The organism is Streptomyces sp. NPDC048349, assembly GCF_040651925.1.
Taxonomy (GTDB): domain Bacteria; phylum Actinomycetota; class Actinomycetes; order Streptomycetales; family Streptomycetaceae; genus Streptomyces.
In genome coordinates, this window is the sequence record NZ_JBEZLA010000011.1 from 114,872 (window position 1) to 140,631 (window position 25,760).

Sequence of the window (25,760 nt, forward strand, 5' to 3'; positions counted from 1 at the left end):
TCAGCCCTTGTTCCCGTGCCGAGCCGTGGTCCCCCTCGGTCGGCAGTCGGCACTGCCCTTCGTGATCACGGCTCCGGCCGTGACGGCGGGGTCGACGTCGAACCCCGCCGTGACATCGCCGGGGCCCGCCTTGCGCAGCTGCTCCAGTACTGCGGCCGCCGCCGCGGTGACCGAGTGCAGCGCCGTCCGGAGGTCAGGGAGATTCGGGCGAGATGCGTCATGGCTCGTCTTTCGTCGGCAGGAATCCCGCACTCTCCCGATCGTCATCCGGCCCGCCCGCCGCTGCACCTCGGGTGGGCCGCACGCATGAGCGACCGCCGGGGATCCGCGCACGTGGGGCAGGCCCGGTGAGCCGCTCCGGCGGACTGTGCGACAACGGTCCTCAGGACGCCTTCCCGTCCTTGACGCTGTCCGCCGAAGTGGTGAGACGCTCCGGGCCGACGAGGCGGGCGAGACGGCGGTGTTCCCGGGTGGGCAGCTGTCATGCCGGGGAAGGACGTCGCTGCAACAGCGGCGGGTTCGGTGACCGCTGCTAACCTGCCGGCCATGATCAAGGGCAGCCTTGCAGGCCGAATAGGCCGGATGGCGGGGGACAGCAGGCCGGAGCGCGTGCTGATCGCTGCCAGTTTCGTCAACCGGGTCGGCAACGGTCTGTTCAACGCGGCGTCGGCGCTCTATTTCACCTTGGTCGTGGGTCTGCCCGCGGTGCAGGTCGGTGCCGCGCTCACCATCGCCGGAGTGGTCGGTTTGTGCGCGGGGATACCCGGAGGGCACCTCGCCGACCGGCGCGGGGCGCGCACGATCATGATGCTGGCCCTCGCGGTCCAGGCGATGTCGATGGCGGCCCTCATCCTCGTCGAGAGCTGGGCCGCACTCACGATCATCGCGACGGTCGATCAGATCGCCGCGGCGGCCGGTGGGGCGGCCTGGGGCGCTCTGGTGGTCCGGGTCGGGAGTGATCGCCCTGCCCTGTTCCGGGCCAAGCTGCGCACCTTCGTCAACCTGGGCGTCATTCTCGGGACGGTGGGGGCCGGGCTGGCGCTGGCCGCGGACACCCGTGGCGCCTATGTCACGCTGATCCTCGGCAACGCGGCGAGCTTCGCCCTGTGCGCGGTACTGCTGCTCCTGCTGCCCCGCTATCCGGTGCTGGCAGCGCCGCCGCAGCAGCGTCGCTGGCTCGCTTTCACGGACCGCCCGTTCCTGGCGTTCACCGCCCTTTACGGAGCCATGGGGTTGCAGTACCCGGTGGTCTCCCTGCTCCTGCCGATCTGGATCTCCGAACACACCGAAGCGCCGCGCTGGACGGTGGCCGCGCTGTTCGCCGTCAATGCCGCCTTCTGCGTACTGATGCAGACCAGGATCGGCTCCCGCATCGAAAGCCCGCACGACGGCGGCAGGGCCTTTCGCACCGCGGGGCTGCTCTTCCTCGTCAGCTGTCCGATGATGGCGCTGGCGGCGTACACCCCTGTCTGGGTGGCAGCGGGACTGGTCCTGGCAGCGATCTTCGTCCATAGCCTGGCAGAGGTCTGGGAGTCCTCGGCGGGATTCGCCCTGGGCTTCGGTCTGGCCCCAGACCATGCCCAGGGCCAGTACCAAGGTGTCCTCGGCCTAGGCTTCAGCGCGGGCCAGGCTCTTGCGCCCGCGATCCTCACCACGCTGGTGCTCGGCCTCGGCACGGCGGGCTGGCTCCTGCTGGCGGTGTTCTTCGCGGCGCTGGGCGCCGCGGGCCCGCCTCTTGCCCGCTGGGGCATGCGGACCCGGCCGCAGCGGCCGGGCGTCGCCGCGAAAGCGACAGCATGACCGGGTAGTACGGTGCCCGCCGGCAAGTCCACCGCGACGGCGCGCTCACCCCGTGCCGCCCTGGCGGGGCTACAGCTTGTCCAACTGGGCCAGGTAGGGGAGCGATTCCGAAGCCGTCAGGTCGTACACGCTCTCCCTGTTCTCGAAGAACACGACCTCGGAAGCCTGCGGCCCGGGCTCTTCTTTCACGTGCGGGACCTCCGATTGATGCCGAGGGAGGGCACGGCTCGGCGTCAGGAACCTTCTTGGCCGGATAGCCGGTTGTACGGCCACAGCATCAGTGCAAGACTTTGCTGAAAGTTTCAGAAAGGCTGCAAGCAGGTCATGAGAGGACGCACATGGTGAAGGTGGGACGCGCAGCCGGGTGGTACCGGACCGCCACAGGATTCCTTGTGCTCATAGGGATGTTCGCGGTCATGTGTGCGCCGGCCGTCGCCGAAGAGCCGCACCCCCGAGCGGTGGTGAGTTTCGACGTGGCAGCCCCGACCCAATGGGGCGACACCGTCTTCGTCACGGGTAGCACACCGGAGCTCGGCTCCTGGTCACCGGAAGCGGCCGTACTCATGTCCTCCGCTTCCTCACCACACTGGACTGCCTCCCTCGTCCTTGACGGAGCAACCTCCGTGTCGTTCAAGTACCTGATCAAGAAGGCCGATGGGAGCGTGGTGTGGGAACGGGCCAACAACCGTGCGCTGCAGACCCCGTCGGATGGCTCCTCATTCACGACGCATGACAGGTTCCGCGACGCAGACGTCACTCCTGCATCCGGCATCGCGCCCGATTGCGCAGTCGCTTACGCCTCGTGGCGCTACACGATCGTCGTCAATCAGTGCGGCAGCCCACTCCCCCTGCAAACTCTCCACCAGAGCGGCACGGCCAGCCACTGCCGCTGGGTAGAGGCGGGCGCCTCGGCCACCTTCCCCGGCTACGGCCTCGTCCGCGACGACGTGCTTGCCGTGAATCACTGCTGACGAAAGGCCGCTCTCGTCCCCCTGCCCCTCTCGCAGCAGAGTGGTGACCCGCTCACGCAATCAGTGCCTCTGTGGAGAGGATGGTTGGTCGGTAAACGAGGTGCGGTAGGCGCGTGGGCTGGTCGCCAGACGGGATGTGAAGTGCTGGCGCATGGTGACTTCACTGCCGAAACCGGACCGGCGGGCGACCTCGGGCATGGGAAGGTCGGTGCGCTCCAGGAGTTTCTGCGCCGTTGCGATGCGGTGGTCGACAAGCCAGCGCAGCGGGGTGGTTCCGGTGGCTGCCGCGAAGTGTCGGGCGAAGGAGCGGGGCGACATGCCGGCGCGGGCGGCAAGCGCGGCCACGGTCAACGGCTCGTCGAGATGGGCCAGGGCAAAGGCGCGTACCTCGGCCAGCGCGTCTGCGGCGCGGTCGGCGTGCGGTGTCGGATGTTCTATGAACTGAGCCTGGGTGCCGGTCCGGAAGGGTGCGGTGACCATGGAGCGGGCGACCGTTGCGGCTGCCTCCGCTCCGTGCGTGGCGCGCACCAGATGCAGGCACAGGTCGATGCCGGCGGCGGTTCCGGCGGCTGTCCACAGATTGCCGTCCTCGACGAACAGGGCGTCCCGCTCGACCAGCACCTGGGGGTGCCGGGCCTTCAGCAGGTCGGTCAGTGCCCAGTGGGTGAGCGCCCGGCGGCCGTCCAGCAAGCCCGCCTGGGCGAGTGTGAACGCTCCGCCGCACAGAGCGGCGATGGTGGTGCCCCGGGCATGGGCGCTGCGTAGCGCTGCGAGGACGGGCTCGGGTGCCGGCGTGCTGTGGTCGTCCAAGCCCGGTACGAGGATCAGCTCGGCGCGGGGCAGCCAGGCGAGGGTGCGGTCCGGCGTGAGGGCGAGCCCGCCGCGCATCGGTACCGGTTCGGGACCCACTGCTACGCGGCGCAGCTCGAACGCGGGGGCCCCGCGGTCGGTGCGGTCCGTACCCCACACCTCGGTGATCACCGAGACGTCGAAGGCCCGGATGCCGGGAAAGGCGATGAGGGCGATGCGGTGCGCCGGTGCGGGTCGGGTCATCCTGGCAGTAAACCATCGATCGCTGTCTTTTCTCCTCCTGGGGCAGGGCCCACCGGGACGGCAGGATCGTGGACATGGAGATCACACAGAACGCGGCGCTGGTAGTGGTGGACGTGCAGAAGGGCTTCGACGAGTCGGAGTTCTGGGGCCCGCGCAACAATCCGGCCGCCGACCAGAACATCGCCTCGTTGATCGCGGCCTGGCAGAGCACGGACCGGCCGGTCGTCTTCGTACGGCATGACTCGAACCAGCCCGGCTCGCCGCTGCGGCAGGGGTACGAGGGGAACGAGTTCAAGGACTACCTCGAGGAACGGCGCGGCAAGGGCGGCGGGCCGGAGCTGCTCGTCACCAAGTCCGTGAACTCGGCGTTCTACGGCACCCCGAACCTCGACGACTGGTTCAAGGAGGCGGGCATCACCCAGGTCGTACTCGCCGGCATCCAGACCAACATGTGCGTGGAGACCACCGCCCGCATGGGCGGCAACCTCGGCTACGACGTGCTGGTCGCCCTCGACGCCACCCACACCTTCGACCTGACCGGGCCGAACAGCTGGCATCTGACGGCCGACGAACTGGCCAGGGCGAGTGCCGTCTCGCTGCACGGCGGAGGCTTCGCCAAGGTGGTGACGACCGGCGAGCTGGTGACCGCCGTCCGCCCCTGAGACGCCGGACACTGGGCAGCTCCGCCGACGAGACTCCCTGCACAAGCGTCAGCGTGCGGCGGTCACGGCGTCTACGCAGGACAGCCTGCAGAGGCACCCGCACGTTGCGACCTGCGCAGATACCGCCCGTTCCGGCATGTGGCCCGATTCCTCACGGCTGGCCTCGAGGGGCTATTGTCCCCCGGTCACGGACGGCAATCGGACCGTCTGTCCAACCCGAGGGAACCGACATGACGGATCTGCAATCGCTGCGAGCAAGCCTCGCGTCAGGTGAGCACGAGTTCGCCGACACCCTTGCTTTCATCACTGCGCATTACGAGTACCAGCCGCAGGCCTTCCGCAACGGAGAACTGGAAAATGCGGCGGGTGAGAACGAGGGTTCCTGCAAAACGCTGGGTCTGGCCCTGCTGGAAGCGCTGAGCGACGAAGAGGCGCTGCTGGCATTCGGCGAGCACTACCGCAGCGTGCTGGCAACGCCGAACGGCACGGATCACAGCAACATCCGCAACCTCATGGCCCACGGCCTGGCAGGGGTGAGCTTCGCCGGGCCACCGCTGACCCGCAAGAGCTGAACGACGACGGCGCAGGCACCGGCACAGGCACGGGTACCGGCACCGGCAGCGGCAGCGGGGTGAGCCCGTTCGTCCTCGCCCGTCTCGAAATTCAGAGAAGGTTCAAGGGTTGACGCTACAACTTCTGCGGGACGCCCCTCTGTTCGGCTGAGCGGTGCCCAGGGCCTGTGCCCATACTGGAATGAGGGGAGGATCTTCGACATCTGAGCGCGAAAAAGTGCCGCCGAGGAGGCGAGCCGATATGACAGTGGAGCAGTTGTCGCAGGTCGACAAGGGTTTCCTGGAGCAGATGGAGGATGCCAGTCGGCGCTACGCAACCCGTACTGCGGAGCGTGACGGCCATCTGGAGGCGCTCGAGCAGCACGGCATCCTCTATGCCGACACCCAGGAGCGGGTCAACAAAAGGCTGAACCGTTTGGGCGTCGACTGGGCCATGGCCACGGCGATCGAGCGCACACCGGCGACGGCCACGACCGGTACGAGCCTGGATCTGGACCGCGAGCTGGTCAGCACCGACCTGCTGGTGCTCGAACGTTTCATGGGACGCAACGATCTCATCGGAATCGACTACCTCGAAGGCGGTTTCCTCGCCGCCCGCTCCGTCGGCCGAATAACCGTCCGGAGTCCCAGGTCGTCCCACCACGGCACCGGATTCATGGTGTCCCCTTCACTGCTGATGACGAACAACCACGTGTTGGGCTCGGCCGAGGAGGCGGCTGCCGGAGTCATCGAATTCAACTTCCAGGCGAGCGTGGAGGGGCGGCCGCACGTCCCTGTCGTGTTCCAGCTCGATCCGCAGAGCTTCTTCGTCACCCACCGTGACCTCGATTTCACCGTGGTCGCGGTCTCCGAACGCTCCCGAGACGGTCAGCCGCTGGCCTCCTTCGGGAGACTGCCGCTCAAAGAAGCTCAGGGCAAGGCCGTCATCGGCGAACTCGTCAACATCATCCAGCACCCCAACGGCGAGCCCAAGCAGCTCGCCCTCCGGGACAACCAGATCGTGGACCTGCTGGACGACTTCGTGCACTACTCAGCGGACACCGCGCGAGGCTCCTCGGGCGCTCCGGTCTTCAACGACCAGTGGGAGGTCGTGGCGCTGCACCACGCAGGTGCTCCCCGCAGGGACCGCGACGGCAACGTGCTGGCCGTCGACGGAACCCGTTGGCATCCGAGCATGGGAGAGCACCGGGTGGACTGGAAGGCCAATGAGGGCGTGCGGGTCAGCCGCATCCTCGGCGTGATCCAGCAGTTCCCGCTCTCCGGCGCTGCCGCGGCGCTCCGGACGGAGCTGTTCGCCGCCGGCTCGTCCCTGCACCCCGTGGAAATGTCACCGCCGACCGTCCTGACGGACCGGACGAATGGCAACGCGCCCCCGAACACGACGACGGACCGGGGCGGTGAGCGGCAGGCCACCGCAGGATCCGTCCGCTGGACCGTCCCGCTGCACATCAGCGTCAGCCTCGACGCCGACGCCCTGCAGCCCGGGGCCGAAGCACCTCGCGCGGCACCGGCACCGGAACCGGCACACCGTGCGACCACGACCGCCCCCTCGTATGCAGGGTCGCCGGCCGGGGTCGGCAGTATCGACGGTCAGTCGCCCGCCGAGCGGGACCTGGCAGCCGCCATGGTCAACCTCGCGGCCTTCAGCACCCGCCCCTACTACGACGAGGCCGCAGACCTGACGGCACGCGACGCCTACTATTCGGGCATTCACGCCGGTAACCCGACAGCCCTGCGCCTCGCGCTCACCCAGCGTCTGGAGTCCACGCACGAGCGCCGGCCGGCGTACAAGCCGATGCGTCTGCTCTACCCGTGGGTGGATCTGCACCCCGACGAGAAGCTCCACGGCATCTACTCGGACAACGGCTTCACCCCGGAGGAGCTCATAGAGGCCGACGCAGCGGTGGAGGCCGCCCGGATCGGACGCTGGCAGGAGTTCATGCTCCACGAGAGTGCGCCCGGCCGGGAGGCCATCGAAGCCGAGCTGGACCTCCTGGAGGCGTCGCTGCCCTTCAACTGCGAGCACGTCGTGCCCCAGTCCTGGTTCGCCAAGAAGGAGCCGATGCGCGGAGACCTGCACCATCTGTTCGCCTGCGAGTCCACGTGCAACAGTTTCCGCGGGAACATCCCCTACTTCGACTTCCCCGACTTCGACGAGGCCGTCCGGCACAGCTGCGGTCGTCGGGAGCCGGGGAAGTTCGAGCCTGCGGAGGGCAAGGGGCCGGTCGCCAGGGCAACGCTCTACTTCTTGCTCCGCTACCCCGGCAAGATCGGCGACGAGGCGCGCGAACTCCAGCGGGCCGGTCTGGAGCTGCTGCTGAACTGGCACAGGGACCATCCGGTGGGCCTGTACGAGCAGCACCGCAACGCGGCGATAGCCGAGATGCAGGGCAACCGCAATCCGCTGATAGACCACCCGGAGTGGGCTGAGCAGATCGACTTCGCAGGTGCGTGGCCCTGACCTCTTGACGATCCCGTCCCCCCGTCCATACGCTCGCGCCGGCTCCTGGAGGAGTCGGCGCGAGGGTATGGACGGGACTGCTGATCCGACGGGACCGCTGCCGCTCCCGGGATCCGGGTGCTAATCCTGGGATCCGGGCGGGGGCATGTCCACGCCGCCCCGGCAGCCGTCGAAGGACGCGTTGGTGCTGACCGCGTCGAAACCCATGGCGAATCGTGCGAAGGCCTCCCAGGCCCCGGTGCGGACGGCCGTGTACTCGGCACTGGTCAGTGCTCCGCCCTCCATCGCCTTCAGGGCGCCCAGGATCGCGTCGCGGGCGGCGAGGAACGACGGGTTGCGCGGGGTGAGTTTCATGCCGTCCACAACGGCCTGCCAGACCACCCGGTACCCCCGTTCCTTGCTGCCGAGTGCGGTCGTGGTCTTGCGGATCAGTTCCATGAGCGTGGCGCACCAGATCTCGCCGACATTGTGGACCTCGCGGTAGTTCAGGTCGGGGTTGCCGGGGACCTGGCCCCTGCGCAGGCCGATGTGCGCGAACGTGCCGGGGTACTGGCTGTCGTAGGGCCGGTTCCGGATACCGCGAGGGTCGTCGATCACCCAGTTGCCGAGGACCGTACGCTCCTGGGCTCGCGAGAAGTTGATGATGCTGAGCGCGAAGAAGTCACCCCAGCCCTCACCCATCGACCGCGACTGCTGTTCCCTCAAGCCGTTGGCGTCGGCCAGGCCACCGACGAGGCGGTTGCTCACCCCGTGGCAGAACTCGTGGTACACGACGTCCGCATCGAGCGCCGTGTGCCGGTTCGTGTCCTCGACCAGGCCCATGTTCATCTCGGCGGCCAGGCCGTCGGCGCGGGTGGCCATGGTCGCCGTGCCCTCTATCTCGACCGGACGCGCGAAGGCGTTGACCGGGTCCGCGCCCTTGCCGCGGCCCGTGACGTTCACCTTCTGGAAGTTGCCGAACTCCTCCGTGAAGCCGAGCATCATGAAGAAGTCGTGCATGTAGTTGCAGAAGTAGAAGATGCTCGTGACCAGATGTTCGGGACTGTTCGCCAACGGGTTGAAGACACCGCCGCCCGTGCCGACCTGGACCTCGAACGGCAGGTTGTTGCCCCCGAAGGCACGCACGTTGTTTCCCTGGGTCGCCACCGTCCCGTTGGTCGGGTTGGTCCAGGCGTCCGGGAAGCCCTCGGGCAGTCCGGCGGGCACCAGCGTCGGATAGTCGGTCAGCGGGGGCGGGAAGGTGACCTGGACGAGGGCTCCCTCGTTCGGGTTGTGCTTGAAAACGGTGCCGGCGACCACACGGTCGGTCGCGTCGTAGAAGTAGAGGATCTGCGGAGACTCGGCGTCTACGCCCTGTCCGGCGGCCTCCACGAAGGCGTGGTACTGGACGACCAGGTTCTTCCTCGAGAACGTGAAGAACCAGGTCAGCCGTACGTCCTTGCCCATGTAGAGGTACACGAGCCGGGCCGGAACGGCTTCCTCGAACGGGCCGTTGGAGAAGATCAGCGGCTGGTTGTTCCCGGGTTGGGCCGACAGGCACCGGAAGCCCTGGGATATGTCGAGGGCCGGAAGTTCGTCCGTCCCGAACGGCCCTTCGAGCGTGACCGCCTCGGCGGCCTTCGCCGCCGCCACGGCCAGGGCCGTTTCCGCGGAGACCACGGGCGTCACCGGGAGGTCGGCCGGTACGCTCGCCGTGTCACCGACGACCCGCTCGACCGTTCCGTCCTCCAGCAGCCACACCTTCGGCGCCATGCCCCACACCTCGATGCCGTTGAGCATCTGCTGAAGGCTCACGACGCGCATGCCCGCACTGGTCGCCGTCACCGAGGGGTCGGCCTGGAACTCCGCCGGCTCGTCGGCCGCGAACCCGATGGCCTCGGAGACGGAATCGACGTATTCCTTCGCACGGTGGATGTAGAAGCTGTCGGGTGTCGCTCCCGGTGCGGCCGAGCCTTGGCTTTCGAAGGCCGGGGCGCCGTCGGCCCTCAGCTCCCCCAAGTGCCCTGTGAACCGGTTCACCTTGTTGGGATCGGCGATGAGGGAATGGTGGACCTCTTCCGCCACCCGTTCCCGTGCGGTGTCGGCGAGGAAACCGTCGGAGCCGGCGACCTCTTCGAAACGGTCGTAGGTCATGTCGCGCTTGTCGATCAACGTGGTCATGCTCATCACCTGCTTCCTGCCATTGAGTTCTCAAAGGCCTGCGAGCGTGAGAGCCGCCACTGTGACGCCGCGAGCGATCTCCGTCGCGTACTCGGTATCGTGGTCCTGGTCGTCGAGGGTGTCGCCCGGCTTGTGGTACTGCCGCGTACCGGTCGCGGGCCCGCTCCCGTCGAAGAAGTTCTCGCAGACGGCTACGGCCGCCCAGCCGCGCTCGTGGAAGCTCGCATGGTCGCTCCGACCCGCGGCGGGGTCGTCGGCTCCGCTGAGCCGGTCGAGCGTGAGGCCGGACGAAACCGCCGAGGCGGCGCGTTCCACACAGTCGCCGAGCACTTCCGAGGCGTCCCCGACAGGCCCCGGCACCGCGGAGCCCGCGTGGATCTCCATCGTGCGTACGCCGTTCTGGCGGCCGGCGATCATGTCCATCTGGAAGACGCCGACGATGCGCTCCCCCGCCGAGGCGGCCGCGCGGGCGTACACCTTGCTGCCGACCAGCCCCTGTTCCTCGGCGTTGAACAGGACGAAGCGAACCGTGTGCGTCGGGGTCCGGCCGGCCGCGACGATCGCCGCCAGGCATTCGGCCGAGGCCAGGACCGCCGCGACGCCGCTCCCGTCGTCGTCAGCGCCGGGCGCGGGATCGACGGCGGGATCGTAGCGGCGCGGCAGCCCGTCGGCGTCGGTGAACTCGCCCTGGTCGGCGGTCGAATCCAGATGGGCCGTGATCAGGACGACCCCGTCCGACCCCGCGACGCGGTGCTCGGCCTCGACGTTCGCGATCCGGTGGCCCCGCCAGGTGAACCTGCCCAGCCGGACGGTCAGGCCGAGCGCGCGCAGGCGCCGGGCCAGCGCGTCGACCACGAGCGGATTGTCCCCGCTCGCCGCGTCACGGCTGCGCACCATCAGCGGGGTTCCCTCGACGAGCGGTTCGGCGCCCGAGACGCGGGAGACGTGCGCGCGCATCACCGCCGGGGTGACGGCCGCGCGCACCGCCTCGACGGTCTGCGCGGACGGCATCGCGGGGGCGAACCCGGCGACGAACCCCGTGGCCTGCGCCTCGCCCGGCCGGGACAGCAGGGCGGGGTCGGGCAGCATCCGTTCGGTGTGCCCGGGCTGGGCACCGGGGACGTGGATTCCTTCGACCGGGGCGTCGGCGGCCGCCGCGAGGTAGACACCGCCGGGTGCCGGACCGAGCGACACGACGGCCGCTCCGGAGGGGGCGAGCTCCCCCGCCACGAAGGCGAACGCGGCAGAGGCACGCATGCCCGCCTCCACCGCGCCCCGCTCCTCGGCGGTTGCGGCCGCGAACGCCTCCGGGGTGGCCACCGTGCGGTCGTCCCGCACCAGAAAGGCCACCGTCTCCTCCACCGGACCACGAACATCGGTGGTGAACCCTGCCTGTTCCAGCGCGCTCACGCCCAGCCCGGTCGCCATGGCGAGGACGAGCCGGTCGGAGGCGACGTGCACGGGGACGACCTCGGAGGTGTTCGCGACCGCCTCGAGATCGGCCAGGCCGCGGCCGTCCGGCAGGCCGATCCTCGTCCAGAGGACGGTGCGGCCCTCGACCGCGGCCCTGGCGAAGACCGGATGAGCCGCCGTACGCAGGCCTGCCGTGCGCGCCACGGCCCGCTCCTCGGGGTCCTCGCCCACGAAGACGCAGTCGTCCGCCGGCTCGCCGGCACTGCCGACCGCGCCGTCGAAGATGCCTCGGCTGGACTTCGCCCCCCAGTGCCTGAGCGCGGCGTCGGGGAAGCGGCCTTCGAAGGCCGCGTCGAGCGCAGCCTCCGCACGGGCCCGGTCGGCATCGGTGGGGCCGGGGTTGGAGATGATGCCCTTGCGCACCGACGCAAAGGAATCCAGTACTTCGATGACGCGTGGACGGGGGCGGAAGGTCAACGAGCCGTCGTCCTCGAACGTCACGTCGGCGAGCGTTGCCCCGATATCGAAGAGCAGCACGGACATCTCGGAGCCTTCCGAGAGATCATCGATCGTTGGTCTGACCGGCGTCCCGGGCCCCCGGGGATAGCGGGTCACAGCGCCCCGGAGCCCTGCCCCGCCCGCGCGTTGGCGTCAGGCTGCCCCGGCTGTGCGCGTCGCTGAGGCTTCCGGTACCTCCCATTTTCCCGGGGGCGGCGCGATATCGCATCCGGAGCCCGCCTGCGCCACCGACCCTGCGAGCGCCACCTGTTGCGAACAGGCAGCGGCCATCCGCTGGTGCCGGAGGCCCGGCTCAGGAGCGGGGTGAGGCCGTCGGCACGGGCGCGCGGTGCGCCGGTTCCCGTACCGGCACACGTGAACGCCGCAGGTGGCGGGCGGCCTGCCCGGCCCGGGTGGTCTTCAGCAGGGTGGCCGCAGGCCGTCGCCCCGTGGGATCGGGTGCCCGGAGGTGACGATCGCCGCCTCGGGGCGGGGCAGTGGAGTGCCGTCGGGGTGCAGCGGTGTCGCTGGTTCCCGGACCGTGCCCGCCCCTTCGGGGGCCAGGCCGTCATTCCGTACGCGCACCCGGTTCAGGGGTGGCGGGGTGAGCGTCTGCCGTTCCCGTACGAAGGCGACGAAGCTCTCGAAGTCGCGCTGGTGGCGGTACGGTTCCCGGAAGCCGGCCAGCGCGGCATAGCCGTCATGGCCGAGGAAGGTGTACGAGAGGGTGGCGAGCCGGTAACTGCGGGCCGGGTCGAGCGGCACTCCGTCCACGGTGATGTCCGCCATGGACACCCGGTACCCCACCGGGCCCAGCGCGTCGAAGCTGTATCGGACGTTGTGCGAGACCGCCAGCGGCGCGAACCGCAGCGATCCGTCCGGATCCCTCGTCCACTGTTGTTCGAGAACATCGTGCAGCTGCCGCCCGGTCACCCAGGCGCTGACGACCGGATCGCCGAACCCGACGGCCCGCCAGGCCCGGCCGAAGGTCACCGCCCCGGCCGCCGCCGTGTCCAGCGGCAAGTCCCCCGCGACGACCGCCTGCCCGGCCCGGGGTGCCATGGCCACCACGGCGAGCTGGGCGGGCACGTTGGCATGTACGTTGGCGTCGTTCTCGGGATCGGTGGCCCGGCCGCCCGCCCACAGGGCCCAGTCGGCCGCCAGGTCGCCCATGGTGCTCTCCCCGGCGCTGTTCCGCGTCCGGGTGAAGGACGCGGTCTGCCGCCCGATCCGCGTGCGGTCCCGCGCGGACGCCTGCCCGGCCCAGTAGTCGGCGACCTCCTTCAGCGCCGGGTCGGGCGCCACGTCCCGCGTGTTGGGGTGGTTCGTGGACACCGTCAGCTGCCGCACCACCGCGCCGGTGACGGGGTCCAGGCGCAGGCTGATCTCGTTGATGACCTGGCCGTAGCAGCCCGCCTCGACGAAGGGGCGGGGGCGGCCCTGCGGGTCGGGCACCATCATGTTGAACCGGGTGTGCCAGTGCCCCGTGACGATGGCGTCGATGGCGGGCGACACGCGCAGCGCCAAGTCGAGCGCGGGCCCGGAGGGATCCGTACCGCTGTTGAAGTCGGCACCCGCGACGGCCCCGTCGTGCATGGACAGCACGATCGCGTTCACTCCCTGGGCCCGCAGCTCGGCGGCGCAGGCGTTGGCCGTCTCCAGCTCGTCGAGGGTGGCCAGGCCCGGCTGGTAGGAGCCGGGGAAGAGTTCGGCGCCCACGGCGGTGAGGTGGATGAACCCGACGGGCAGGCGCCGGCCGCCGGGAGCCGCCACCCATTCGATGTGGTACGGCGGCAGTACGGGCCGCCGGTCGGTGGTCCGCACCACATTGGCGCTGTAGTAGCGGAAGTCGGCACCGTGGAAGGGGTTGCCGCTGGAGTCGGTGAAGGCGGTGTCGCGACCCGCGACGGGGAAGGGTACGCCCTGTTCCATGTGGCGCTGGAGCATGGCGGGGGACTTGTCGAACTCGTGGTTCCCCGCGGTCGCGAAGTCCAGGCCCATGCGGTTCAGCGCCTCGATCGTCGGCTCGTCGGCGAAGGCGGCAGCGTCGAACTCCCAGCCGGCGAAGGCGTCGCCCTGGGTGAAGAACAGGGAATTGGCCCGCCCGGCGCGCAGCCGCGCCAGATGCGCCGCCATGTACGCGACGCCGCCGACGGTGTAGCTCAGCCCGCCGTTGCCCGTGATCACGGCGTTGGAGCCGGGCGCGCCCTGGAGGTAACCGTGCAGGTCGGTGATGCTCAGCAGTTGCACGTCGACGTACTCGTCGGCGCTCGCCGCGTCGCGGGCGGCGACTTCGGCGTGGGCGGGCACCCCGGTGGCGAACGTCGCCGCCCAGGCTCCCGCGGCGGTGAGGAACTCCCGCCTTCCGACCCCGGTCTCTCGCGTACTCCGGCTCTGCGGCACGGACATGGAGCGCCTGATCACAGCCGCCCATGCTCCCGGCCGTAGACCCTGGTGTCACGCGGACGTGCCGCACCGCATGAGTGACACCAGTAGCAGTGAATACCGGTGGCCGTATTCCGGCATCGCTGTCACTGGCGCTGGACACCGGTGTGCAGGCAGGGCACTGCGCCGCTGTGCAGGGCACTGCGCCGCGCGGCGCGTCTCACGTCGCCGACGGCCGCGGCTGCTCCGGCGGAACCGAGCTCTCGGCATCCGCCATCCACTGGTCCAGGTCGGCTTGGGTGAACTCCGTCCACGGGGGGACCTCGGGGAGCTGGCGGAGGAGGTCGTAGGCTTCGGGGATCTGGGGGCCGCGGAGGACCGGGCAGTGGCAGCCGGCGATGACCTCGGCGTTCAGATGCTGGAAGTCGGTGACTACCGTCCCGAACTTCTGCGCGTCCAGCAGGGCGACCCAAGGGGAGACCAGCCTTCCGCCGAAGAACTGGCCGTCGCGGAATTCGTCCGGGGACAGCGCTGCCGTTTCGGGCATGGGGGTCGGCACGTTCGTGGCGAAGGTGTCGACGGCCCACAGGACGTTGGTCTTCGGGTCGAAGAGGGCGCGGGTCGTGGGGTTGTCGTACAGGGGCGGTCGTTTGGCGACCAGGGTCCGGTCGCCCACGTCGATCGTGTCGCCGTCGATCATGAAGCGGCACCGGTTGATGGGGGTCTCCCACTCCTCCGCCATGCGGCCGAGGGAGAACCACGTCGTCAGCAGGGTCGCGTTCGGGCATTGGGCGAGGACCGCCAGGAGGTTGCCGGCGTGGTCGCGGTCGTCGTGGGTGAGGAAGATCCACCGTACGTCCAGAGGATCCACGACGGACCAGGCCGCCTCCAGCCACTGGGCACGTACGGCGGGTGCCCCGGTGTCCACGAGGACCGGCTCTGCTCCCCGGATCACCATCGAGTTCATCGGAAAGTGGCCGACCGGCGCGGCCTCAAGAGCCCACGGGATGACGAACGTCTCCTCGGCGATCTTGTACGGCTGCAGAAGGTTGAACGTATCCATGGCTGTCATCGCTGCTCTCCCTAGGACGGAGTCGCCGCAGCCTCCATGAATCCAGTGCAGCCCCCTGCCGGGCTGTCGTCAACCGTGGATACGCGGGGGTCGGCTCCAGTGAGCGCCGTGCGGTGGGTGGCGCCGCCGCGGCCGGCAGACGACGGCGCGAGAGGCGGGCCTCGGCCGTCCGCCGGGCAGGGTCCGCGGCGGCAACGAATAATGGATGTCGTGGAATCGCCTCGCAGCGACAAGAAGCCCGGCCCCACGTTCTGGCCGTTCGGCTCACGCACCGCGGTGCTCCTGGCTCCCCTCCTGCTCGTCGTCCTCGCAGTGGCCTGGGGTACCGCACGAACGGCTCTGGGCCTGGAAGCCGTGTCGCCCGGCTGGGTACTGGCCGCCATCGTGGGTCTCAGCCTCCTGCCGCTCCTGCTGCTCGTCCTGAGCGACGTGGCGTCGAGCGGAGGATCGGTCGAAATCGGCAGCGTCAAGATCGCGCTCACCGCGGCTGCACGTTCCCATCCCGGCCTGACGGTCCCACGGAACGTGACGCAGCAGACAGGCGCATCGGCCGCCGACAGCGGTGCCGTCGAGATCATGGTTTCGCTGCGCAGCCTGCGCAACTCCGAGGTGGTGGTCGTCAACCTGGAGGACGGCCACGCATGGTGGGAGACCCGCCTGCTCATCCTGTGCGCGGGAGCAGCGAGACTCGGCAACCCCGCGGTCGTGGTCTTCACAGCCCAGCAGCAGGGCCGGGCCGGCCAGTTCATCGGCTGGGCCCGCGCGGCCCACCTACGTGACCGCCTTCTGGAGGCCGAACCCTCCCTGCGCAAGGTCTATCTGCAGGCGTCCGGACTCGCCACGGCAGCCCGCCTCGCCGAGACCGCCGCTCCGGGACAGCCCCAGCCGCCGTCGGTCTCGACGCTCGTCAACGAACTCGGCCTGAACAACCTGCGCTACCTCACCCACCCCATGCCGCGCGAGGAGCTCAACCTGCTGCTGGAGGAGCAACTGCTCACCAACCTGCTCGCTCCGTACGAAAACCTGCCCGCCGAGATCGACGTCCCGCGCCTGGAGCAGCTCTTCCTGCCCGTCCTGCACACCCACGCGCTGGAACGCACCGAGAACGACGCCGAATGGCTCCGTGCGGCGCTCTCGGACGAGGGCGACTACGTCGCCTTCACCGACTCGGGTCGCTACGCGGGCATCATGTCCGGCCCCGCCGTCGCCCGTGCCGCCCTGCTCGCCCTCCTTCCGACCTGACCCTGACCCCCCGCGCAGGCTCGCATAGCCGGCATCCTCAGGTCCTCTCGTATGCGTCAGGTCATCTCGTATGCGTCAGGTCAACTCGTATGCGTCAGGTCTTCTCGTATTCGTCGTGGCGGCGCAGCCAGTGCTCCTCCTCACCCTCCTCGTGGCGGCCCAGCGGTGCCCGGTCGAGGAGGCCGTAGTAGGCCATGGCGGGCTCGAGGCCGCGCGCGGTGGTGACGTACGTCCGGTAGACGGTGCCGTCCGACAGCACGTAGCAGCTCAACCCGGGTGCCTCGGTGACGTACCCGAGCACGTCCGTGCCGCACGCCCGCGCCATCTGGCTCACGGTCGGCGGAACCCCGCCCTCCAGGAACGGTCGCAGCTCCTCCTCCGTGTACGTGAAGCCGAGGTCGCGGTGGAAGTCGCCGCCGCCGGCGCAGACCCAGTCGAAGCTCCAGCCCATGCGCTCCCGGTAGGCGAGGAGCTTGTCGAGCGGCGCCCGTGAGGAACAGATCAGCGTCACGTCGCGGGCCTTGAGGTGGACCGCGTTGGGATCGAGGGTGTCCGCGATCGAGGAGCAGACCGGGCATCCGGCCTCGTACGCCGGCCCGAACATGAAGTGGTAGACGAGCAGCTGCGAGCGCCCGCCGAAGAGGTCCGCGAGCGACTTGGTCCCCTCCTCGGTCACGAACCGGTAGTCCTTCTCGACCCGCACCCGGGGAAGCTCCCTGCGCTTTCGCGCGAGCGCGTCCCCGCGCCTGGTCAGTTCCTTCTCCTCCACGAGCAGCTCCGCTCGCGCTGCTTCGAATTCCTCCTGTGTGCCGACTCTGTGCTCGGCCATTGCCTTTCCCTCCTGTGCGGGAGCAGAACGCCGCATCGCGGCGGGCATCGCCCTCAGCGGCTGCCGTCAGGTCCCGCACGGGCGTACCCGTCGCCCTACGTCCACCGTAAGCGCGCGGCGGTGGACCTTCGCGACCAGCAGAGGGCCGGCGGCGGGCTGGTGGCGGGCTGGTGGCGGGCCGGCGGCCCGCCTCCCGGGTTTTGGACTTTCCGGTTCTGTGATCTGCTGGACATGTGGTCGGACCCGTCTCGGCCGTCCACGGTTGCACCACGCGACCGGTGCGGTACGGGTGGCCGAGGCAACCAGGGCAGCTCGCGTCCTTGGGAGGTTTCCCATGTCGCACCTCCGCCTGGCCCCGCCGGCACCCACGCGGCCCGGAGTCCTCCTGCCCGCACGTGACCTGGCGGTCGCCTGGTTCCTGATGGTGCTGCTGGCCGCCCTGGCGTGGGTGCTCACCATCGGCCAGTCCCGCCACATGGGCATGGAGCCCGGCACCATGGGCCTGTCGCTCCCCCTCTTCCTGCTGCTGTGGGTGGTCATGATGGCGGCGATGATGCTGCCGTCCGTCGCACCTGTGGCCATCACCTGGGTGCGCGGGATCAACCGCCGTTCGGCCGGCCACGCCCGCGCACTGCGGATCGCCGCATTCGTCAGCGGCTATCTCCTCGCCTGGACGACCTTCGGGCTGCTCGCGTACGGCGCCCTGGCCGCGACCGGCCACCTCGTGAACCGTGACCCCGGGACAGGGCGCTGGATCGGCGCCGCCGCCTTCCTGCTCGCGGCGGCCCAGCAGTTCGGGCCGCTGAAGCGGGTCTGCCTGCGGCACTGCCGCAACCCGATGTTCCAGCTCCTCCAGTACTCGCGCTACCGGCCCTGGGCCAAGGACCTGCGGGTCGGGTTGCATCACGGGCTCTACTGCGTCGGATGCTGCTGGGGCCTGATGATCGTCCTGATCCCGCTCGGCGTCATGAACGTCGCCGCGATGGCCGCACTGGCGGCAGTGATCTTCCTGGAAAAGCTCTGGCGGCAGGGGCCATGGCTCGCCTGGGCCGTCGGCCTCGCGTTTCTCGTCCTGGCCGTGCTCGCCCCCTTCCACGACTGGCTGCTCCCCGGACTGGATGCATCCGGTCCAGCCATGCACCAGATGACGGGGTGGACGGGATGAGCGGTCCCTGCACACGCCGAAGGAGGCGGCCTGTGGGGCGGCCGCTTTCCCGCGTTCCCACGAGCCCGGTTGTTGCGCGGTTCCAAGGGTCCCCGCTGTTGCGCGCCTGACTCAACCCCGTCCGGTGGGCGCGCCCTCGAGCTGTTCGCTGGAGAAGGCGTAGTCGGATACCTCTCCATACGCACCGTCGAACGACAGGCCGAAGGCATTCGAACTGCCGCTGGTCCGGCCCAGCGTGAACTCCGGAGCGAACCCGAACATCGCGTTCTTCATCGTCGTAGGCCCTCCATCGGGCCCCCTGAGAGGCTCGAATGCGAGCTCGGTCCTCCCACCGACGCTCAGCCGAGGCCTCTCTCCGTCGGAGAGGGATACGCTCGCCCGCTCCACGCCCAGATTCTCACCGTAGAACTGCGAGAGCTCGCCGAACGCCCCGCCCTCGCTTCCGGACACGATGCGTGCCACGGCGTCCGTCTGTTCGTCGGTGGCTCCCTCGTCGATGACCAGGCCGACCTTCCAGTTGCCGGAGGTCAGGTTGGAGGGGAAATGGTTGTAGAGGACGAAATCCACCCCGGACAGGTTCACATCGTCCAAGCGCCCTTCTTCCACGTGAAAGGCGGCGCACCCAAGGCATTCCTCACGGCCCTGCGGGTCGTGCGGCATCGCATCGACAGCGCAGCCGCACACCACTGCACACGAGCAACCGGCCAGGTAGTTGCCAGAAATACTCCATGTCATGACGGCTCCCGATCGCTTGGCAATTGCCGTCGCCCTACATCGGGACGACGCAGGCATCCGGATCGACGGGTGGGGAGCGCGCGGCCGGCGGAGCGAACACAGTGGAGAACAGAGACGCGCCACACCAGCCCCTGCCCCTGCCCCTGCCCCTGCCCCTGCCCCCGGCAACGGCGGTACGAGAAGTCCCGCTGCCCTGCTGTGCGACGCAAGTCTCCATGGCCAACCGACTCCACGGGCAGATGTTCGGCCCCCGGGAGTTCATCTCCATTCCAGGCTAGACGTGCCCCCAAGGGGTGTACAGATCATCGCCACACTCTTTGACCGGTGCCCGACCCGGTGGGCGCGCGGGCGGGCAACCCGGCTTTTGCCCACATGCCGACGGGAGGAGAATTGATGACGACGAGCGCCCGCCGAGCATCCGTCTGACGTCCGGGGCCGGGGCCTGATCGGCCAGGTACGTCCTGCCCGCGCGAGCCATCAGGAGGCGACGAGATGACCGAGACGACAGCGACTGTGCCGAGATGGCATGCGGTCGGTGACTGGTTCGACACGTGCAGGTGCAATGTTCCCTGCCCCTGTTCGTTCGCCCAGCTGCCCACATTTGGCGAATGCAACGGTGTCCTGGCCTGGCACATACGCGAGGGCAACTACGGGGAGGTAAGGCTGGACGGCCTGAACGTGCTGATGCTCGGCTCCTTCGTCGGCAACGTGTGGGCCGAGCACACCGACACCTACGCGGCGATATTCCTCGACGAGCGCGCCGACGACGCCCAGCGCGGAGCCCTGCAGATGATCTTCGGCGGCCAGGCCGGAAGCTGGCCCGCCGAGATGGTGACCATGATGGACGCCGAGATGCGGGGCATGGACTTCGCCCCCATCGAGATCGAGGTCGACGAAGAGCTCGGCGGGTGGCGAGCCACGGTCCCCGGCCGAGTCGAGGCGAGCGCCGAGGCGCTCACCGGACCGACGACACCAGAGGGTGCACGCGTGCAGTCGACCGGCCTGCCGGGCTGCGAAACTGGGCCGGGACAGGTCGCGACCTGGGGCCGCTCCACGGCAGACCGCGCCGACGCATTCGGCTTCCACTGGAACCGGAAAGGCCAGTCCAGCAAGCACATCACCTTCGACTGGACGGGCCCCGACTGAGAGGCCGTCTCGGCTCGCGTGGCGGGTTTCGCGAGCTCGTAGCAGGGTCAGGGCGGGGGCGGCGGCCATGGCCGGGCCTCGGCTCTGCCGGTCGTTGCGGACCATGGACGGGCCCTCGACGCCACCGGCCACCTGCCGTGGTGGCCGGAACCTCTCATGCCGACACGAAGCCTGTTCGCCGTCATGGTCCACGTCCCCGGCGAGTCCATCCGGCATGCCGGGCACGCCCATATCCTGCGCGAGGGTCTCGACGGCCGCACCGGGTTGCGCCCCGAACACGAGGAGCAGATCGACGAGGAAGCCCGTGCAGCCTACTGCGCGAAGATCGAGCAGGCCGCCAGGTCGGCCGCATCAGCCGGCCGGTGAAACCGTGCAGCAGCGCGGCGGAGCCGACCGGTTCCGCAGCGGTCCCATGTGTGGCGGGAGACGCCGGGGCGCTGCAATCCGCTGAGGACGACCATGCCTTCGGGTTGGACGTCAGAACGTAGGCTGCTGTCGGAGCAAGGGGGAGACCATGACTGACGACGGCAAGACGACCGTGCCCGTGTGGACGCTGGCGACCGCAGAGGTCCGAGTGCCAGGACTGACGGCGGGCGAGTCGATGACGGCTGAGCGCCTGGCCGAACTGCGCGGAGTACTGGCCGTTCTGGCCGACGAGCCGATCGTCACACTTGAGGTGCATCCCCTGCCCGACGCGATCGACCGCCGCCGTGGCCTCCCGCTCGACGCCGCGAGTCCCCTGGCGCAGCACCTGTCACAGTTCGTCACGCAATCGGCGCGAAGTTCCCTCACGGTGGCCAGAGCGACCGCTTCCGGCGAGGGTCTGTATCGCATGGTGGTTCCGGCGAAGGTCGCCGCCCAGTTCGGGCAGGGCGTCGTTCGCCCGATGGTGCCGAAGGGGGCGGCTGGGGGCATTTACGGTGAGCTCGTGAACTCGACGGGCAGGATCGCCTCCAAAGCGAGGTTCGTGCCGGTCGGAGGAGTTGCAGCGGCGGGCACGGTCGGCGGGGCCGGTGCGACCGCCGGTGCCGCGGCCGCCGGCGGCACCGCGCTCACCGTGGCCGCTCCGCTCGTGCTCATGGCCGTGGCGGTGGGGGTGAGCGCGCACGCCGACCGCAAGCGCCAGCAGGCCATCGAACACATCACGAAACTGCTGGAGCGACTTCAGGAGGACAAACTCGAGGACGAGCACAGCGAACTCGACGGCTGCCGGGACGCCATCGACAAAGCAACTGCCGTTCTGCTCGACCAGGGCAGGCTCGGTGTCTCGCTGGGACTCGATTCGGCGGTGCATGCCATCAACACGGCGCTGGGCAAAGCCGACCGCCGCCTTGCCCGATGGCAGAGCGCGCTCGACGGACTGCCCGAGGGCGAGGCCGTCGAACTCGGCACGTTGACCAGGTCGTTCCCCGGCGTCGACGACCATGGCGGCACGTTCCGCGCCCACCTCGAACTCGCTTCCCTGGCGATCGCGCTGAAGCGGCGGGTGGTTGTCCTCCAGGCCGTCGAGCACGCCCAGGGCGACTCCGGCAATCCGTTCGAGAACTTCACCCGCGCACTCAAGCGCGATCAGCAGCGCCTCGACGAACTGGAGTCGAGCATCGCCGGTGTCCTGGTACGCCTGTCGGCACTGGAGCTGGCACGCCCGAGCGGCTTGCGGCCCGTCTTCACGACCGGTGAAGTCGATCGCCTCATGAGCGCGGCACACCGGATCCACAAGTTGGGTGACGGCGTCACGGTCAACAGCGGACCGACGGACCTGGCGATTGAGATGGCCCGCGACAAGGACGGCTCGGTGGTCGTGTTCCCTGCGCTGCCCGCGTAGGCCAGGAGGGCGCAGGTCGTAGGCGCGCAGCACCGACCGGGCCGCGGGATCGGGTCGCTCGCCCCCCACACACTCTGGACCTGCTGCGCGGGATGAGTCCTGACTGTGCGGGGTCGCCTAGGCTTCGACGTAGGCCACGATCGTGATCGTCCGCAGGGCGGTCACGTAGTAGATCACCCGTACGCCGTCGATCTCGTCCACGTAGTCACGCAGCGGAGTGCCGGGCACCCCGGTGCCAAGCCGCGGGTTGACGCTGATAGCCACGATGGCGCGGTCCAGGCGGTGTGTCTCGTTCGCGGTGAGTTTTGCGAGCTGAGTGAGCGCGGGCTCCACCATGACCACGTGCGAGCGGCGCTCGGAGTGGTCAGGCGACACGGGGCTGCCCGTCGAGGTGCTCGTCGAGACGCTGAGGTCGGGGCACGAGCGCAGTGGCCGACTGCTCGCTCATCCGCGGCTCCTGGGGGTGTCATTCGGCGTGTCCCCCCACGGTATGCCTTCAAGGGGGTGTCAGCGGTCTGTTTCCTTACGGAGCTCACGCAGCATCTCCCGCTCTTCAGGAGTACCGCGTGACGCTTCACGCTTTCCCGTTCCCATGGCCTCCTGCGCCGCGTCCTTGACCTTGTGTGCCACGTCCTGGATCCGGCTCTTGCTGTCGCGCTGAGCCGCTTCACGCAGCCGCTCCTCCTCGGGTGTCATATCGCTCTCGCCGGTCACACGCTCCAGTGGTGACTTGTCGGCTCCTCGTTCCCGTGGGTCGGGCATGACTCCGCTCCCTTGCCTTGGTCGGACGTGCTGGGACTTGGCACCTGTCCCCTTCTCGGCTCTTCAACCCTCGGGAGACAGCCAGACAGCCAGACAGCCAGACAGGCAGACAGGGACGGCGAAAGGCGAGAAAAGGGGGGAATCGTGTGCCTGGCAGACGTCCGAATGGCGCAGGGCATGGCGCCTTCGGCGCAAGGGCGGCCGACACGCTGAGGGGAGCGGAACCACGTTCTGTGCGCGTCGCGCGCTTCACTGGGTGGCCAGCCACCTCACAGAGAAAGGCACCCCATGGGACACGGCGGTGACGTGATCGCAGAATTGATGACCGACCACGAGGAGGTCGAGGAACTTTTCGCGAACATCGAGGAGATTCCCTCGGGCGATGCCCGTAGAAAGATGTACGCCGACCAGGTCACCATGGAATTGGTCCGGCATTCGGTAGCCGAGGAGGCATACCTGTACCCCGCCGTACGCGAGCACGTTCCGGACGGCGACAGCCTGGCCGACAGGGAACTGGAAGATCACGCTTCGGCGGAACGCATCATGAAGGAACTGGAGGGATGCAATGCCGATGATCCCCGGTTCGACGAGCTCGTCATGAAGCTGATGACGGAGATCCGCAGCCACGTGAACGACGAGGAGAACAATCTGTTTCCTCGCCTGCGGCAGGCATGCTCCACGGAGATGCTGGAGAAGCTCGGCGACAAAGTGCGCCAGGCCAAGAAGACGGCGCCCACGCGTCCGCACCCGTCCGCCCCCGACAAGCCGCCCGCCAACAAGCTTCTGGCGCCGGGGGTCGGGCTCGTCGACCGCCTGCGTGACGCGATGAGCGGACGAGGCAAAGAACCTTCCTGACAGTCGGCGCCTCCGCCTCCGTCTTCACCCGGCCGGCCGACGGCACCTGCGGGGGCAGGGCGCCCGGAGCAGCGAGGAACCGGGAGCCCACTCCGGCTCGGAGAGTCAGGCGCGGGAGCGCGTCGTGCCCGGCACGGCAAGCGCCCGAGAGGGTTACCACCAGGCCGGCACCGGTAGTGGAGAGCCCCTGACCGGTGTCGAGGCCGCACCCGACGAGGAAGCAAAGGATTCCTCGGAAACCGACTCCGACTCCGACTCCGGGAGCCGGTGAGAGGGGAAGGGCCGTGGCAGTCACCCGCGCACAGGTCCGCGCCCTCCTCGATCAATCCGGTGAGAACCACTCCCTCGTGCTCTTGGAGGGTCGTACGGAGGTCGTCCCCTCGGACCGACTGGCATCGGAGCCGTACGCAGGGGCCGTGGAGATCGCCTCCGGCCGTGATCTGGCCGCGGGGCTGCCGACCGGCACACCGACCGAGCAGGACATCGACGCCTTGGCTTCGCGGCTGGACAGCGCGATCACGAACCTCGGCGCATGATCACCGGCTGATCACCGCATCCCTCGGCCGCGACCCTGACGGCATGGCGAAAGGAGCGCCTGATGAGCGAGAACCAGATGGCGGACGACGCCTACCAACCCACGGGCACCAATGAGGAGCAAGAGGACGCGGCGCCCCTGGACCTCCAGAACGCCCTGGACGAGCGCACCTACGACGACATGCTGGACGAGGGTTACTCCCCTCCGGAGAAGCCGTTGGGCGTCACCAAATACGGCACGACGGCGCAGGAGCAGCAGGCCGGCGAAACCCTGGACGAAAGGCTGTCCCAGGAGGTACCGGACGTGACGGAGCCCGAAGGGGACGGCCTGGGGGACCTGCCCGGCGGGCAGGGAGAACTGATCGACACGGAGGTGGGATCCGACCGCGCCGGGCGACTGCGCGCGCCGGACGAGGGCGCACGTACCGACACCACCAAGGAACTGATCGCCACGGACGAGGGCATCGATGGGGGTGCGGCGAGCGCCGAGGAAGCGGCCATGCACGTCGTCGAGGACGAGGAACCGGACTCGACTACCTGACCGGCGCCCGGGCCGACCGTCGGCGCCTGACGCCCTGGCCGGCTGTCCACGCAGGGGCAAGGGGCCGCATGACCGATCGACTGCCCCCACCGGCCTCCCGTGGCCCCCGAGGCCGTGGACCGGATGGTTGCGGCGCCTGCAACGCGCTGCTTGTGCCTGCGGGCGGCGAAGTCACTCGTCCTGCGACTGGCCGCCCTGTTGCTGAGAGGTCCGCGGCGTGGTGTCGATCTGGTCGAGGGTGAAGAGGGCCCCGTCCGGATCTCGGAGGGTGGCCTGGTCGGCGGGGTGCCGGGTCGGGTCGCTCAGAGCAATTGCCCCGAGACCGAGAGCGGTGGCGCGGGCCCGCTCAAGGTCGGGCACCTTGAAATGAACGAGCCAGCGGGGACGTTCGTGGGACTTGCGCCCCGCCGCTTCCACCGGCCCGCTGTTCAAGCGGGCGACCGGCTCGCCTCCCGCACGCAAGACCACCTGGTCAGCCTCGTAGGAAGTGTCGCAACAGCCCGGTTGGCCCTGGCCCCAGCCCAGAACTCCGCCGTAGAAGAGAGCGGCGTCCAAGGCGTCGGGGGTGAGCAGCTCCAGCCAGGCCGGCGCCCGTTCCCAGCCGACGCTCCACCCCGCCAGGACGGGCCCTTCCCACAGTCCGAAGCCCGCTCCGTGCCGGTCGGCCACCAGGGCCGCCCTGCCTCGCAGCGGGTAGGAGATGGGGCCGACACCGACCGTGCCGCCGCGCTCGCGGACCCGCGCCACCGCCCCGTCCGCGTCATCCACTGAGAAATACGCCGTCCAGGCCACCGGCACCGCCAGCTCGCCCGCCACCGCCGCGATACCGGCCACCGGGACGCCGTCACGCTCGGCAACCGAAAAATCCTCTCCGAGACCGCCGGCCCGGAACGTCCAGCCCAAGACCGCGCCGTAGAAGCGCTCCGATGCAGCCAAATCCCGGGCCGCCAGGCTCAGCCAGCACGGTGCCCCGCGAAATTCCGACGTCACCAACATCAGAGGGCTCCCGACCGTTCAAAGGTTCCACATGATCGCGTCAGCCAGGCGAACAGGTCCGGACGTCACGATCGACCTCCTCT

At 69.3% G+C, this 25,760-nt stretch carries 23 protein-coding genes and 1 pseudogene; 13 read left to right on the forward strand and 11 right to left on the reverse strand.

The features are described 5' to 3' along the window. Complete coding sequence (locus tag AB0D44_RS09450) at nt 1–267, reverse strand: CU044_2847 family protein (protein WP_362586869.1); 267 nt, start codon at nt 265–267, stop codon at nt 1–3. A 279-nt stretch (nt 268–546) separates the two neighbouring features. Between AB0D44_RS09450 and AB0D44_RS09455 the strand changes: the two genes are divergently transcribed. Both AB0D44_RS09455 and AB0D44_RS09460 read left to right on the forward strand, forming a co-directional pair. Further along, nucleotides 547–1,800, forward strand: coding sequence for an MFS transporter (locus AB0D44_RS09455; RefSeq protein WP_362586872.1), 1,254 nt, complete (start codon nt 547–549; stop codon nt 1,798–1,800). 416 nt (nt 1,801–2,216) lie between these two features. Beyond that, the gene (locus tag AB0D44_RS09460) at nt 2,217–2,771 is read left to right on the forward strand and encodes a carbohydrate-binding module family 20 domain-containing protein (RefSeq protein ID WP_362586951.1); all 555 of its coding nucleotides are present in this window, start codon (nt 2,217–2,219) and stop codon (nt 2,769–2,771) included. A gap of 60 nt (nt 2,772–2,831) precedes the next feature. On the opposite strand, the gene AB0D44_RS09465 is transcribed toward AB0D44_RS09460, so the two are convergent. Further along, complete coding sequence (locus tag AB0D44_RS09465) at nt 2,832–3,824, reverse strand: helix-turn-helix domain-containing protein (RefSeq protein WP_362586875.1); 993 nt, start codon at nt 3,822–3,824, stop codon at nt 2,832–2,834. Nucleotides 3,825–3,898: 74 nt separating this feature from the next. Between AB0D44_RS09465 and AB0D44_RS09470 the strand changes: the two genes are divergently transcribed. The 3 genes from AB0D44_RS09470 (at nt 3,899) to AB0D44_RS09480 (ending at nt 7,519) form a co-directional block, all read left to right on the forward strand. Further along, a complete protein-coding gene (locus AB0D44_RS09470; protein WP_362586878.1) occupies nt 3,899–4,486 on the forward strand; it encodes a cysteine hydrolase family protein in 588 nt (195 codons plus the stop codon). Between the two features lie 230 nt (nt 4,487–4,716). Beyond that, entirely contained in the window at nt 4,717–5,058 is a 342-nt protein-coding gene (locus AB0D44_RS09475; protein ID WP_362586881.1) for a HopJ type III effector protein, read from the forward strand. Nucleotides 5,059–5,299: 241 nt separating this feature from the next. Beyond that, nucleotides 5,300–7,519, forward strand: coding sequence for an endonuclease (locus AB0D44_RS09480; protein ID WP_362586883.1), 2,220 nt, complete (start codon nt 5,300–5,302; stop codon nt 7,517–7,519). A 120-nt stretch (nt 7,520–7,639) separates the two neighbouring features. Here the strand turns inward: AB0D44_RS09480 and AB0D44_RS09485 are convergent, their stop codons facing one another. From AB0D44_RS09485 to AB0D44_RS09500, 4 genes are all read right to left on the reverse strand, one after another. Then, nucleotides 7,640–9,679, reverse strand: a complete 2,040-nt coding sequence (locus tag AB0D44_RS09485; protein WP_362586886.1) for a M36 family metallopeptidase — start codon at nt 9,677–9,679, stop codon at nt 7,640–7,642. Between the two features lie 30 nt (nt 9,680–9,709). Further along, complete coding sequence (locus AB0D44_RS09490) at nt 9,710–11,635, reverse strand: M20/M25/M40 family metallo-hydrolase (protein WP_362586889.1); 1,926 nt, start codon at nt 11,633–11,635, stop codon at nt 9,710–9,712. 375 nt (nt 11,636–12,010) lie between these two features. After that, a complete protein-coding gene (locus AB0D44_RS09495; RefSeq protein WP_362586892.1) occupies nt 12,011–13,999 on the reverse strand; it encodes a bifunctional metallophosphatase/5'-nucleotidase in 1,989 nt (662 codons plus the stop codon). A 196-nt stretch (nt 14,000–14,195) separates the two neighbouring features. Next, nucleotides 14,196–15,047 (reverse strand): MBL fold metallo-hydrolase, encoded by an 852-nt coding sequence (locus AB0D44_RS09500; protein ID WP_362586895.1) that lies wholly within the window; start codon nt 15,045–15,047, stop codon nt 14,196–14,198. Between the two features lie 210 nt (nt 15,048–15,257). Here AB0D44_RS09500 and AB0D44_RS09505 point away from each other — a divergent pair, with 210 nt between their 5' ends. After that, the gene (locus AB0D44_RS09505; protein WP_362586897.1) at nt 15,258–16,289 is read left to right on the forward strand and encodes a hypothetical protein; all 1,032 of its coding nucleotides are present in this window, start codon (nt 15,258–15,260) and stop codon (nt 16,287–16,289) included. Nucleotides 16,290–16,383: 94 nt separating this feature from the next. Here AB0D44_RS09505 and AB0D44_RS09510 read toward each other — a convergent pair whose 3' ends face one another. Beyond that, nucleotides 16,384–17,118 (reverse strand): DUF899 domain-containing protein, encoded by a 735-nt coding sequence (locus AB0D44_RS09510; protein ID WP_362586899.1) that lies wholly within the window; start codon nt 17,116–17,118, stop codon nt 16,384–16,386. Nucleotides 17,119–17,452: 334 nt separating this feature from the next. Here AB0D44_RS09510 and AB0D44_RS09515 point away from each other — a divergent pair, with 334 nt between their 5' ends. Beyond that, a complete protein-coding gene (locus AB0D44_RS09515; RefSeq protein ID WP_362586901.1) occupies nt 17,453–18,283 on the forward strand; it encodes a DUF2182 domain-containing protein in 831 nt (276 codons plus the stop codon). A 111-nt stretch (nt 18,284–18,394) separates the two neighbouring features. On the opposite strand, the gene AB0D44_RS09520 is transcribed toward AB0D44_RS09515, so the two are convergent. After that, nucleotides 18,395–19,075, reverse strand: coding sequence for a DUF1326 domain-containing protein (locus tag AB0D44_RS09520; protein ID WP_362586904.1), 681 nt, complete (start codon nt 19,073–19,075; stop codon nt 18,395–18,397). Nucleotides 19,076–19,510: 435 nt separating this feature from the next. Between AB0D44_RS09520 and AB0D44_RS09525 the strand changes: the two genes are divergently transcribed. The 3 genes and pseudogenes from AB0D44_RS09525 to AB0D44_RS09535 all read left to right on the forward strand — a co-directional run bounded on the left by AB0D44_RS09525 (nt 19,511) and on the right by AB0D44_RS09535 (nt 21,989). Further along, complete coding sequence (locus tag AB0D44_RS09525; RefSeq protein ID WP_362586907.1) at nt 19,511–20,164, forward strand: DUF1326 domain-containing protein; 654 nt, start codon at nt 19,511–19,513, stop codon at nt 20,162–20,164. Between the two features lie 111 nt (nt 20,165–20,275). After that, nucleotides 20,276–20,530, forward strand: a pseudogene (locus AB0D44_RS09530) (DUF664 domain-containing protein); the annotation flags it as partial. A 148-nt stretch (nt 20,531–20,678) separates the two neighbouring features. Next, a complete protein-coding gene (locus AB0D44_RS09535; RefSeq protein WP_362586910.1) occupies nt 20,679–21,989 on the forward strand; it encodes a hypothetical protein in 1,311 nt (436 codons plus the stop codon). Nucleotides 21,990–22,106: 117 nt separating this feature from the next. Here the strand turns inward: AB0D44_RS09535 and AB0D44_RS09540 are convergent, their stop codons facing one another. Continuing rightward, on the reverse strand, nt 22,107–22,364 hold the full coding sequence (locus AB0D44_RS09540; RefSeq protein WP_362586913.1) for a hypothetical protein: 258 nt from the start codon (nt 22,362–22,364) through the stop codon (nt 22,107–22,109). A 132-nt stretch (nt 22,365–22,496) separates the two neighbouring features. Further along, a complete protein-coding gene (locus AB0D44_RS09545) occupies nt 22,497–22,751 on the reverse strand; it encodes a hypothetical protein (protein ID WP_362586915.1) in 255 nt (84 codons plus the stop codon). 288 nt (nt 22,752–23,039) lie between these two features. On the opposite strand from AB0D44_RS09545, the gene AB0D44_RS09550 reads away from it, so the two are divergent. From AB0D44_RS09550 to AB0D44_RS09560, 3 genes are all read left to right on the forward strand, one after another. After that, entirely contained in the window at nt 23,040–23,606 is a 567-nt protein-coding gene (locus AB0D44_RS09550; RefSeq protein WP_362586918.1) for a hemerythrin domain-containing protein, read from the forward strand. Nucleotides 23,607–23,890: 284 nt separating this feature from the next. After that, nucleotides 23,891–24,142 (forward strand): hypothetical protein, encoded by a 252-nt coding sequence (locus tag AB0D44_RS09555; RefSeq protein WP_362586921.1) that lies wholly within the window; start codon nt 23,891–23,893, stop codon nt 24,140–24,142. Nucleotides 24,143–24,204: 62 nt separating this feature from the next. Continuing rightward, a complete protein-coding gene (locus tag AB0D44_RS09560) occupies nt 24,205–24,681 on the forward strand; it encodes a DUF5709 domain-containing protein (RefSeq protein WP_362586924.1) in 477 nt (158 codons plus the stop codon). A gap of 171 nt (nt 24,682–24,852) precedes the next feature. Here the strand turns inward: AB0D44_RS09560 and AB0D44_RS09565 are convergent, their stop codons facing one another. Beyond that, nucleotides 24,853–25,677: a VOC family protein gene (locus tag AB0D44_RS09565; protein WP_362586927.1), complete on the reverse strand. Its 825-nt coding sequence runs from the start codon at nt 25,675–25,677 to the stop codon at nt 24,853–24,855. Between the last annotated feature and the right edge of the window lie 83 nt (nt 25,678–25,760).

Coding starts and splice junctions, on each gene's coding strand:
- AB0D44_RS09510 (WP_362586899.1), bottom strand. CDS start 17,118: ATGGCCGAGCACAGAGTCGGCACACAGGAGGAATTCGAAGCAGCGCGA.
- AB0D44_RS09465 (WP_362586875.1), bottom strand. CDS start 3,824: ATGACCCGACCCGCACCGGCGCACCGCATCGCCCTCATCGCCTTTCCC.
- AB0D44_RS09525 (WP_362586907.1), top strand. CDS start 19,511: ATGACCGAGACGACAGCGACTGTGCCGAGATGGCATGCGGTCGGTGAC.
- AB0D44_RS09480 (WP_362586883.1), top strand. CDS start 5,300: ATGACAGTGGAGCAGTTGTCGCAGGTCGACAAGGGTTTCCTGGAGCAG.
- AB0D44_RS09470 (WP_362586878.1), top strand. CDS start 3,899: ATGGAGATCACACAGAACGCGGCGCTGGTAGTGGTGGACGTGCAGAAG.
- AB0D44_RS09515 (WP_362586901.1), top strand. CDS start 17,453: ATGTCGCACCTCCGCCTGGCCCCGCCGGCACCCACGCGGCCCGGAGTC.
- AB0D44_RS09500 (WP_362586895.1), bottom strand. CDS start 15,047: ATGACAGCCATGGATACGTTCAACCTTCTGCAGCCGTACAAGATCGCC.
- AB0D44_RS09455 (WP_362586872.1), top strand. CDS start 547: ATGATCAAGGGCAGCCTTGCAGGCCGAATAGGCCGGATGGCGGGGGAC.
- AB0D44_RS09565 (WP_362586927.1), bottom strand. CDS start 25,677: ATGTTGGTGACGTCGGAATTTCGCGGGGCACCGTGCTGGCTGAGCCTG.
- AB0D44_RS09535 (WP_362586910.1), top strand. CDS start 20,679: ATGACTGACGACGGCAAGACGACCGTGCCCGTGTGGACGCTGGCGACC.
- AB0D44_RS09495 (WP_362586892.1), bottom strand. CDS start 13,999: ATGTCCGTGCCGCAGAGCCGGAGTACGCGAGAGACCGGGGTCGGAAGG.
- AB0D44_RS09460 (WP_362586951.1), top strand. CDS start 2,217: ATGTGTGCGCCGGCCGTCGCCGAAGAGCCGCACCCCCGAGCGGTGGTG.
- AB0D44_RS09475 (WP_362586881.1), top strand. CDS start 4,717: ATGACGGATCTGCAATCGCTGCGAGCAAGCCTCGCGTCAGGTGAGCAC.
- AB0D44_RS09490 (WP_362586889.1), bottom strand. CDS start 11,635: ATGTCCGTGCTGCTCTTCGATATCGGGGCAACGCTCGCCGACGTGACG.
- AB0D44_RS09545 (WP_362586915.1), bottom strand. CDS start 22,751: ATGCCCGACCCACGGGAACGAGGAGCCGACAAGTCACCACTGGAGCGT.
- AB0D44_RS09550 (WP_362586918.1), top strand. CDS start 23,040: ATGGGACACGGCGGTGACGTGATCGCAGAATTGATGACCGACCACGAG.
- AB0D44_RS09520 (WP_362586904.1), bottom strand. CDS start 19,075: ATGCCTGCGTCGTCCCGATGTAGGGCGACGGCAATTGCCAAGCGATCG.
- AB0D44_RS09560 (WP_362586924.1), top strand. CDS start 24,205: ATGAGCGAGAACCAGATGGCGGACGACGCCTACCAACCCACGGGCACC.
- AB0D44_RS09485 (WP_362586886.1), bottom strand. CDS start 9,679: ATGACCACGTTGATCGACAAGCGCGACATGACCTACGACCGTTTCGAA.
- AB0D44_RS09450 (WP_362586869.1), bottom strand. CDS start 267: ATGACGATCGGGAGAGTGCGGGATTCCTGCCGACGAAAGACGAGCCAT.